The 8,885-nt window shown below is 61.3% G+C and carries 11 protein-coding genes; 9 read left to right on the plus strand and 2 right to left on the minus strand.

Translation table 11 applies throughout. From position 1 onward, the window contains the following. Positions 1-157: 157 nt before the first annotated feature. Positions 158-394, plus strand: coding sequence for a hypothetical protein (locus tag Q8R81_RS00005; protein ID WP_305614931.1), 237 nt, complete (start codon positions 158-160; stop codon positions 392-394). Positions 395-578: 184 nt separating this feature from the next. Here Q8R81_RS00005 and Q8R81_RS00010 read toward each other — a convergent pair whose 3' ends face one another. Together Q8R81_RS00010 and Q8R81_RS00015 are read right to left on the minus strand one after the other, a co-directional pair. Next, positions 579-1,658 (minus strand): hypothetical protein, encoded by a 1,080-nt coding sequence (locus Q8R81_RS00010; protein ID WP_305614932.1) that lies wholly within the window; start codon positions 1,656-1,658, stop codon positions 579-581. Between the two features lie 186 nt (positions 1,659-1,844). Next, positions 1,845-2,363, minus strand: a complete 519-nt coding sequence (locus tag Q8R81_RS00015) for a sterol desaturase family protein (RefSeq protein WP_305614933.1) — start codon at positions 2,361-2,363, stop codon at positions 1,845-1,847. 137 nt (positions 2,364-2,500) lie between these two features. Between Q8R81_RS00015 and Q8R81_RS00020 the strand changes: the two genes are divergently transcribed. The 8 genes from Q8R81_RS00020 to Q8R81_RS00055 all read left to right on the plus strand — a co-directional run bounded on the left by Q8R81_RS00020 (position 2,501) and on the right by Q8R81_RS00055 (position 8,834). After that, a complete protein-coding gene (locus Q8R81_RS00020; protein WP_305614934.1) occupies positions 2,501-2,896 on the plus strand; it encodes a hypothetical protein in 396 nt (131 codons plus the stop codon). Positions 2,897-2,994: 98 nt separating this feature from the next. Further along, a complete protein-coding gene (gene leuC / locus Q8R81_RS00025; RefSeq protein ID WP_305614936.1) occupies positions 2,995-4,428 on the plus strand; it encodes a 3-isopropylmalate dehydratase large subunit in 1,434 nt (477 codons plus the stop codon). 1 nt (position 4,429) lies between these two features. Continuing rightward, the gene (locus Q8R81_RS00030; protein ID WP_305614937.1) at positions 4,430-4,960 is read left to right on the plus strand and encodes a hypothetical protein; all 531 of its coding nucleotides are present in this window, start codon (positions 4,430-4,432) and stop codon (positions 4,958-4,960) included. Between the two features lie 202 nt (positions 4,961-5,162). Further along, positions 5,163-6,245 carry a zinc ribbon domain-containing protein gene (locus Q8R81_RS00035; protein ID WP_305614938.1) on the plus strand — a complete coding sequence of 361 codons (1,083 nt, stop codon included), beginning with the start codon at positions 5,163-5,165 and terminating at the stop codon, positions 6,243-6,245. Further along, positions 6,242-6,739 (plus strand): DNA-deoxyinosine glycosylase, encoded by a 498-nt coding sequence (locus tag Q8R81_RS00040; RefSeq protein ID WP_305614939.1) that lies wholly within the window; start codon positions 6,242-6,244, stop codon positions 6,737-6,739. Before Q8R81_RS00035 ends, Q8R81_RS00040 begins: the two co-directional genes overlap by 4 nt. A gap of 59 nt (positions 6,740-6,798) precedes the next feature. Beyond that, the gene (locus Q8R81_RS00045) at positions 6,799-6,960 is read left to right on the plus strand and encodes an LPXTG cell wall anchor domain-containing protein (protein ID WP_305614942.1); all 162 of its coding nucleotides are present in this window, start codon (positions 6,799-6,801) and stop codon (positions 6,958-6,960) included. A 170-nt stretch (positions 6,961-7,130) separates the two neighbouring features. Then, on the plus strand, positions 7,131-7,739 hold the full coding sequence (gene leuD / locus Q8R81_RS00050; protein ID WP_305614940.1) for a 3-isopropylmalate dehydratase small subunit: 609 nt from the start codon (positions 7,131-7,133) through the stop codon (positions 7,737-7,739). A gap of 93 nt (positions 7,740-7,832) precedes the next feature. Further along, entirely contained in the window at positions 7,833-8,834 is a 1,002-nt protein-coding gene (locus Q8R81_RS00055) for an NADPH:quinone oxidoreductase family protein (protein ID WP_305614941.1), read from the plus strand. Positions 8,835-8,885: the final 51 nt, after the last annotated feature.

Raw genomic sequence — 8,885 nt, forward strand, 5'->3', positions numbered from 1 at the left:
CGGCAATCGGCGTCGGGAAATCGGCTTCCGCTACGCTACATCCGCTTCCCCGACGCCGATTAAACCCAGCCTCAAACGGAGGCTTTTTGTTTGTATTGACTGGCCCACTTTTAAACCGGTGGCTGGCCCCATTTTATACCGGCGTTGACAGTCGCGCGTGGAAGAGGCGCTGCAGGGCCTCGCGCTGGCGCATACGCTGTCCAGCACTGATGCCGCAGCCGCCGGTCGCGCGCTGCAACAACGCGGCATCCTGCCCGCGCGCACCATCGGCATGATCGGAGAAATGCGGCGCTTGCGCAACGCTGCCGCGCACAATCAGGACATCTCGGTGTCCGACGCCCTGCGCTTCCGCAATCTGGCGAAGGGGGTGCTGAATGAGATAAGGTTGGCGTGAGGGGGGATTTGCCAAAGAGCCTTCGCCCCAAACCGCATCGTCATCCTGAACTGGTTTCAGGATCCATTTTGCCGATCAGGCTGCTGTCTGTGCCGAGAAATAGACCCTGAAACAAGTTCAGGGTGACGACAGGTTTTGGGTGGGTATGAGGCAGGCCGTAACGGCAACATCTATTTGCTGACAGTCAGCCGCGCCCAATAACAACCGGTCCGGTTATATCTTTGTCCGTTATTGTCGGCATTTCTCCGCGGATACCGCTAGCGATCCGAACTTGGCCTAGTAGCGCGACTAACTTATCAGTCACTTGCCAAGCATAATCGAGCGCATCCACGGCACCATCTGACCAAAATACATAACGTTTCATAGTCGCCCGAGCACGAGCATCGTCCGAAAAGTCGGCATAGAGCGAGTCGTCAAATAGCTTTCCGTCGCTTCCGAAAAGCGGATAATGTAGCCGTGGGACTATGCTTTTACCCAGTTGGTGTGCGCGAACTGTGCAGTCGCGTATCCCCCTGCCGCCAATCGGCGCGGCGTGCGTAATATCATCTCGAAGGTTAGAAAACTGCCCAAGCCATCCATCTCTAGCAACTGACCACAGTGCGTCGCCGATTGGATTGGTTCCAATTTTGCTTTTGTAGAATTGGCAAAATTTCCCAATCTTGCGCACTTCCTGATCGCCGAGCTTTAGCAGTCTCCAAGCGGCTTCGACAATTAGATCGCGAAAGCTTGCGGCATCGGCTGCGAAAGCGTGGATCGCAGCCTCTAACGCTGTTACGAAACCGTCTCGGTATAGAATGCCGATTTTCTGCCGCGCATCGCTGTCATGATCAAAAGCGATTAGCACGCGACTGTAACAGTTGCTCAAGTCAAGCAACCGGATAGCTGCCAGATCGAGATATGTAACCGCACGGTTTGCAAGATCGGCGTCAAAGTCTCGCCCGTCCTTTTGCGCGAGCGTCCGCACCTGTGACCAAGCGTTCCTTTCGGCACGCAAAGCGAAGCCTTGCGATGGCGAAGCTACTTGCCAGTCGGGTGCTGCGACACCGCGCAAAGTGTCGAGAGTAAGGAATTCAACTCCAATCGTGGGCAAGCCTATCTGGGCGACTGTCGCATAAACTTGTGAATACTCTGGAGTTGCCATTGTCGCATAAGGTTTGCGAGCATGTAGTTGAAGAACAATTTTATCAGTTTGCTCGTCAAGTAGTCGCAAACCACCAGGAAGGTGAATCAACCGTGGTGGCAGAGACGGCGTTTCAAGCATCACATCACTCTGACTGCACTGCATTCAGGAAAGCAATCGGTTAGATGTGATTTCTGACAACGAATCCGGTGAATGGTAGCTTTGGCTCTCTGTCCCTTATCGGCAAGACGTCCTAAATGGTGTCGTTTTCTGAATGACAGGCTTTTATCCGCATGTTGATGTTCCAGCCACTCAACGCGGTTGAAACCTTCACCCCTCCACCGCCTCCCGCAACACCGCAATCCCCCGCTCCCGCTGCACCCGCAGTTCCTTCTTCAACACCACCGGATCGCGCGCGATGATAAAGCCAAAACTCACCCCGCCTTCCTTGCCGATCGTCGCGTGGTGCAGCTTGTGGGCCTGCACCAGTCGCTTGGCATAGCCGCGTTTGGGCACCCAGCGAAACCAGCGCTGGTGGACGATGCCGTCGTGGATCAGCGTGTAGATTGCACCATAGGCCATAACGCCGAGGCCGATGAAGGTAGCGGGCCACCATGCGTCTGCGCTCAGCACAAGCGGGCTGCCGAGCATGAAGAAGCTGATCGAAATGGCCGCGCCGACTACGCCGTAAAGGTCGTTCTTTTCGAAGAAGCCGTCGTGCGGTTCGTGGTGATCGCGGTGCCAGTCCCAGCCGAAGCCATGCATGATGTATTTGTGGCTGGACCACGCCACGAACTCCATGACGAGCACCGTGGCGATGATGATCAGCAGGGCAGCGAATATGTGCATGGGCCAGCCCATACACCGCACAAACGCGCCCCGCGACACATTCTTACACTTTGCCCGAAAGTCGCGACGTGTTGTTTTTCTGGCGTTCAGGCGGCGGGGGGCAAATTGGCTTCAGCAACCAAGTGAGGAGCAATCCAATGCGCAAGACCATTATCGCAGCCGCCCTTTCCGCCGTAATCGCCACCGGTTTTGCCGGAACCGCATCGGCCCATTCCTATGGCCGGGACAATGACCGCTACCCCGGCGGCAACCGCGCTGAGGCATCGTATCTGACGCCCGCCCGCAACGCCGAAATCCGCCGCGATATCTATGCGCTCGACGCCCGCATCCAGAACGCGCAGCGCAACCGTGCGATCTCTCAGCGTGAGGCGCAGGGCCTACGCCGCGATGCGCAGGACATCAAGCAGACCTACACCCGCTATGCCAATCGCGGCCTTTCGGTGAACGAATACCGCACGCTGGAGCGCCGTGTTGACACCATCAACCAGCGCCTGCGGATCGAGAAGCGGGATCGTGATGGTCGCAGGGGCTGAAAGTAACCGCCCGGCGTAACAAAATTACGCTCAAGACACCCAAGGCCCGCCCTTTCCTGCTTGAATTGCGGGGAGGGCGGGCCTAACCGCTTGAGGCTATGACACACTCTCCGCGCACACTTTACCAGAAGATCTGGGACGCCCACGTTGTTGAACAGCGCGATGATGGCACGGCCCTCATCTATATCGACCGGCATCTGGTGCATGAAGTGACCAGCCCGCAAGCGTTCGAAGCGCTGCGCGTGGCAGGCCGCAAGGTGCGCCGTCCCGATCTGACGCTGGCGGTGCCCGATCACAACCTGCCCACTACCGCACGCCGCTCTGCCGATGGCCAGCGCGTGCCGATTGCGGATTTCGAATCGGCGCAGCAGCTGGAAGCGCTGGAGCGCAATGCGCCCGCGTTCGGCATTCGCTATATCGGTGATGCCGATGCGGAGCAGGGCATTGTCCACGTTGTCGGGCCGGAGCAGGGCTTTTCGCTGCCGGGCGCGACCATCGTGTGCGGGGACAGCCACACCGCCTGCCACGGCGGGCTGGGCGCGCTGGCCTTCGGCATCGGCACCAGCGAGGTGGAGCATGTGCTCGCCACGCAGACGCTGCTGCTCAAGCAGTCGAAGAGCATGGAAGTGCGCGTCGATGGTTCGCTGCTGCCGGGCGTGACCGCCAAGGACGTGGTGCTGCACATCACCGGCGTGCTGGGCGCGGCGGGCGGCACCGGGTCGGTCATCGAATATACGGGGCAGGTGATCCGCGATCTTTCGATCGAGGGGCGTCTGACCATTTCGAACATGGCGATCGAGCATGGCGCGCGCGCCGGGCTGTGCGCGCCGGATGAAAAGACCATCGCCTATATCAAGGGCCGCCCCTATGCGCCCAAGGGTGCCGATTGGGACACGGCCGTGGCATGGTGGACCAGCCTCGCCACCGATCCGGGCGCGACTTATGACAAGGTCGTGGTGATCGATGCCAAGGACATTGCGCCCTCGGTCACCTGGGGCACCAGCCCTGAAGACGTGCTGCCGATTTCGGGCGTGGTGCCTGCGCCGGAAAGCTTTGCCGATCCATCCAAGCAGGAAGCCGCCAAGGCCAGCCTTGCCTATATGGGCCTGACGCCGGGGCAGCGCATGGAGGACGTGGAGGTGCAGAACATCTTCATCGGTTCCTGCACCAACAGCCGCATCGAAGACATGCGCGCCGCCGCCGCCGTGCTTAAGGGCCGCCACAAGGCCGATAACGTGAAGTGGGCCATCGTCGTCCCCGGATCGGGCCTCGTGAAAAAGATGGCCGAGGACGAAGGACTGGACCGCGTGTTCATCGAAGCAGGCTTCGAATGGCGCGAGCCGGGCTGCTCGGCGTGTCTGGGCATGAACCCGGACAAGGTGCCTGCGGGCGAACGCTGCGCATCGACCTCGAACCGCAACTTCGTCGGCCGCCAAGGGCCGGGCGCGCGCACGCATCTGGTCAGCCCGGCAATGGCCGCGGCCGCTGCGGTGACCGGGCGGTTGACCGACGTGCGCAAGCTGATCGGCTAAGATGGCGGGCCTGCCCACCGCTGCGCTGCAACTGGCGGGGTTCCTGATGGCGCACGCCTTCTGGGCGACGTCCGAACTGCCAGCGGGCAGCACTTATCAGCCGCAATCGCTGTGTATGCGCGGCGATGGTAGCCGCTCGTTGCAGAGCTTTGAGGGCGCTACGCCCAAGGCGCAGGACGACGCTGCCCGCGCCTTTATCACCGGCGGCGCGGCGCAGTGGCCCGATTGCGCGATAGCGAGGGCCGTGAAGGTTGGCACGCCCACTGGCGATGTCGATGCGCTGGTGATCGATGTGGTGCAGAACGGCGGCAATGTGATGACCGTGGTGCAGGCTTTCCGCCCCGCCACGCAAGGGTTTCGCCTGCTGGGCGATGAACTTGTGATGGGCGATGGCGGGCCTTTGCCGCCGCTCCCCGCTGCGCAGGCCGCCGCCGCGATGCGCGTGGGCGCGATTGACCACCCCGGCCTGGGTGACAAGTGGCAGCAATGGGAAATGGCGCGCGACCGGATTAGCCCGCTGGTGCAGCGCTAGAACGCGCAAGCACGCTCTCGCACACCCGCGTCATCCTGAACTTGTTTCAGGATCCATTGCGCCGATCAAACCATTGACCTGAGACGAGAAATAGACCCTGAAACAAGTTCAGGGTGACGATGCTGTTGTTGGGTGGATGCAACTTGCATTTACACCAACGCACCGCGTCCCTAGCTTCGCCGGTAAAGAGGAGCGACCACCAATGGACGTAATAAAGGGCGTGCGCGTGCCAGAGCGGCTCTATCGCGGCGTGCTGTGGCTGGTTTCCATCGTCTTTGCAGGCTTCATCATCGGCCTCGGCAATCTGGTGATCGGCGATCTGCCCATCGTGGAAAGCCAAGTCTACAGCGCTCTGCCGGAAGACAGCCCGCAGGTCCGCCAGATCCGGGAACAGGTGCGCCAGATCGAAGCACAGCGCGCGGGCATCGACGACAAGCTGGGCATACAGCGGCTGCAACTGGAACAGGCACAGCGGCTTTCGGCCAATGCTGACGAGACGTTCCGCGCATGGATTGCCGCGCGCACCGCCACCACCAATCCGCAGCAAGACCCCGAAGTCATCAGCCGCACGCGCGAGCTGGAGCAGCTGAAAGGCAATGAGCGCGCGATCCAGCAGGCGATTGCCGAGCTGGAAAACCAGCGCGCCCCGCTCGACCAGCGCGAGAATGCGCTGCGCACGCAGCAGAATGAACTGATCGACGCCGCCATCCCCGCGCAGGAACGCGCGATGTTCTGGCAGGAATTGCGCGTTTTCGGCCTGCGTCTGCTGATCACCCTGCCGATTCTGGGCGTGGCCGCGTGGATGGTGATGAAGAAGCGCAAAAGCGATCACTGGCCGCTGATGCGCGGCTTCGTGCTGGCGGCGGTGTTCGTGTTCTTCTTCGAACTGGTGCCCTATCTGCCCAGCTATGGCGGCTACATTCGCTATGCCGTGGGTATCGCGCTGACGTTTGCGGCGGGGCATTTCCTCGTCAAGAACATGCGCGCCTATCTGGCCCAGCGGCAGGAGGCTGAGGCGCAGGCTGAGCAGGACCGCCGCGCCCGCGTGACCCATGATGAGGCGTTCAAGAAGATGTCCGCCAAGGTCTGTCCCGGCTGCGACCGGCCCATCTCCACTACCGGCGACGCCGAAGCGAACTTCTGCGTCCACTGCGGCATGACGCTTTTCGACCATTGCCACAGCTGCAACACGCGCAAGATGGCGTTCTTCCGCTTCTGCATGAGTTGCGGAACGCCTGCCAAGGATGAGCGGGTGAAGGTCGAGGTGAAGCCCGCTCCGGCGTGAGCGAGCGAAAGGCGTCTTTCGCGCCGCTGGCAGACGAGCGCACCCATGTGCTGATCCTCGGAAGTCTGCCGGGGGAAGCGAGTCTTGTTGCCGCGCAGTACTACGCCCACCCGCGCAACCAGTTCTGGCGGCTGGTCGGCGCGGTGATCGGCACCGATCTGGTGACGCTGGAATATGACATGCGGCTGGCCAGATTACAGCATTGCGGCATCGGCCTGTGGGATTCCATCGGTTCGGCCACGCGGCGCGGCAGTCTTGATACGGCGATCCGCGATGTGGAGGCCAACCCGCTGGCCGCGCTGGTCGCCACGCTTCCTGCCTTGCGCTGCGTGGCCTTCAACGGCGCGAAATCGGCCAGTATCGGCGCGCCGCAACTGGCGGGGGCAGGGGACTTCGCACAGGTGCGCCTGCCTTCCAGCAGTCCCGCCCACGCCGCGCTGACATTCGAGGCAAAACTGGCGCAATGGACGAACCTGCGGAAATTCCTGCGCTGATCCTTGCATTTATGTGACACGCGGCCAATCTTGGAACTGCGATTCAAGGAGTTCCAAGCGTGACCAAGAAGACGGACTGGACTGGCAAGGCAGCGATGGCGGGCGCGGCAATCGGCTCGGCAGCGCTGGCAGCAGCTCTGCTCTATGCCTCCCGTCGCAAGGAACGCGCGGAGAAGACCGAGCCAAAAGCGCCACCGGTGGATGTGCCTGAGACGGATTGATATACAAACAACGTCGTTCCCCCCAACCACCCCGTTCGTCATTCCCGCGAAGGCGGGAATCCAGCGCGGAGCCGTTGGGTCTGGATTCCCGCCTTCGCGGGAATGACGAAGTTTTGTGTGGCTGTGTCAGCGCAGTTGCATCACCAACGCGCCAAGCTATAGCGATCCGCATGGAACCGGTGAAGCAGATCGAGGGACGGGCCATCCCGTTCGGCCGCAAGAACGTCGATACTGACGTGATCATCCCTGCCAAATGGCTCAAGACGATCACGCGTCAGGGCCTTGGTCGCGGCGCATTCGAAGCGCTGCGCGAAGATCCCGACAACATCTTTGACAGCGCCGAGTTTTCCGGCTCGCCCATCCTGATCGCAGGTGACAACTTCGGTTGCGGGTCCAGCCGTGAACATGCGGCTTGGGCGTTGGGCGATCTGGGCATCAAGGCGGTGATCGCGCCTTCTTTTTCCGACATCTTCTCGGGCAATGCCTTCAAGAACGGTATCCTTACCGTCGTGCTGCCGCAGGAAGCCATCGACCGGCTGATGGAAGTGGCGCAGACCGATCCCGTATCGATCGACCTTGAAGCGCAGACCGTCACCACGCCATTTCAGGACCGTTTCGTTTTCGAAATCGACGGGTTCCGCAAGCACTGCCTGACCAATGGCCTTGATGAAGTGGGCCTGACTATGGCGCGTGGTGATGCGATTGCCGCGCACGAGGCAAAGATGCGTGAAGGCCTGCCGTTCCTTGCCAAGGGCACGGATGCCGTAGCGGTAGCTTAATTGCCCGCTTAACAGGGCTTCCCAAGCCGCGCAAAACTTGCTTCCCTAAGCGCCAAGCGGAATGATTCCGCATGACGCTTTGGGAGAATACCGATGAAAGCTCTGCGCACGCACGCCGCAGGCGGCCCTGAAACGCTGGTTCTGGACGATCTGCCCGATCCGGTGCCGGGCAAGGGCGAAGTGCTGGTGCGTGTCCACGCCTGCTCGATCAACTTCCCCGACACGCTGATGATCCGCGATCTTTACCAGTTCAAGCCTGAACGCCCCTACGCGCCCGGCAGCGAACTGGCTGGTGAGATCGAGGCGCTGGGTGAGGGCGTGACCGGCTGGGCGATCGGTGATCGCGTGATCGCAATGATCGGCAACGGCGGGCTGGCCGAAAAGGTCATTGCGCCGGTCGGACGCCTGTTCGCGCTGCCCGACGGCGTCGATTTCGCCACCGGCGCGTCGCTGCTGATGACGTATGGCACCACGATCCACGGCCTCAAGGATCGCGGCCACATCAAGGCGGGCGATACGGTGCTTGTGCTTGGTGCAGCAGGCGGCGTCGGCCTTTCAGCCGTGGAACTGGCAAAGGCCTTTGGCGCGCGGGTGATCGCAGCGGTTTCCAGCGAGGAAAAGGCTGCCGTCGCGCGTGAGGCAGGTGCGGACGATGTGGTCATCTATGGCCGCCCGCCGTTCGACAAAGCGCAGTCCAAGGCGCTGGCTGAACAGTTCAAGGCCGCGTGCGGACCGAATGGCGCAGACATCGTCTATGATATTGTCGGCGGTGACTATTCCGAACCGGCCCTGCGCGCCATTGCATGGGAAGGCCGTTTCCTCGTTGTCGGTTTCCCGGCGGGCATTGCCAAGCTGCCGCTGAACCTCACTCTGCTGAAATCCTGCGATGTTTGCGGCGTATTCTGGGGCGCATGGACCGCGCGCGAGCCTGCTGCGTTCAAGGCCGAAGTCGACGAACTTTTCGCCTTGTTGAAAGCCGGAAAGATCAACCCCCGCGTGTCGCAGCGCTACACGCTGGAGGAAGGGCGTGAGGCGATTGCTCTGCTCGAAAACCGGCAGGCGATGGGCAAGGTTGTGGTTGAAATGATTGGATAGCCAGCCGACCCCATAATGAAGCGTTCGTGTCGAGCGAAGTCGAGACACATT

The sequence above is a fragment of the Novosphingobium sp. genome, assembly GCF_030696665.1.
GTDB lineage: Bacteria > Pseudomonadota > Alphaproteobacteria > Sphingomonadales > Sphingomonadaceae > Novosphingobium.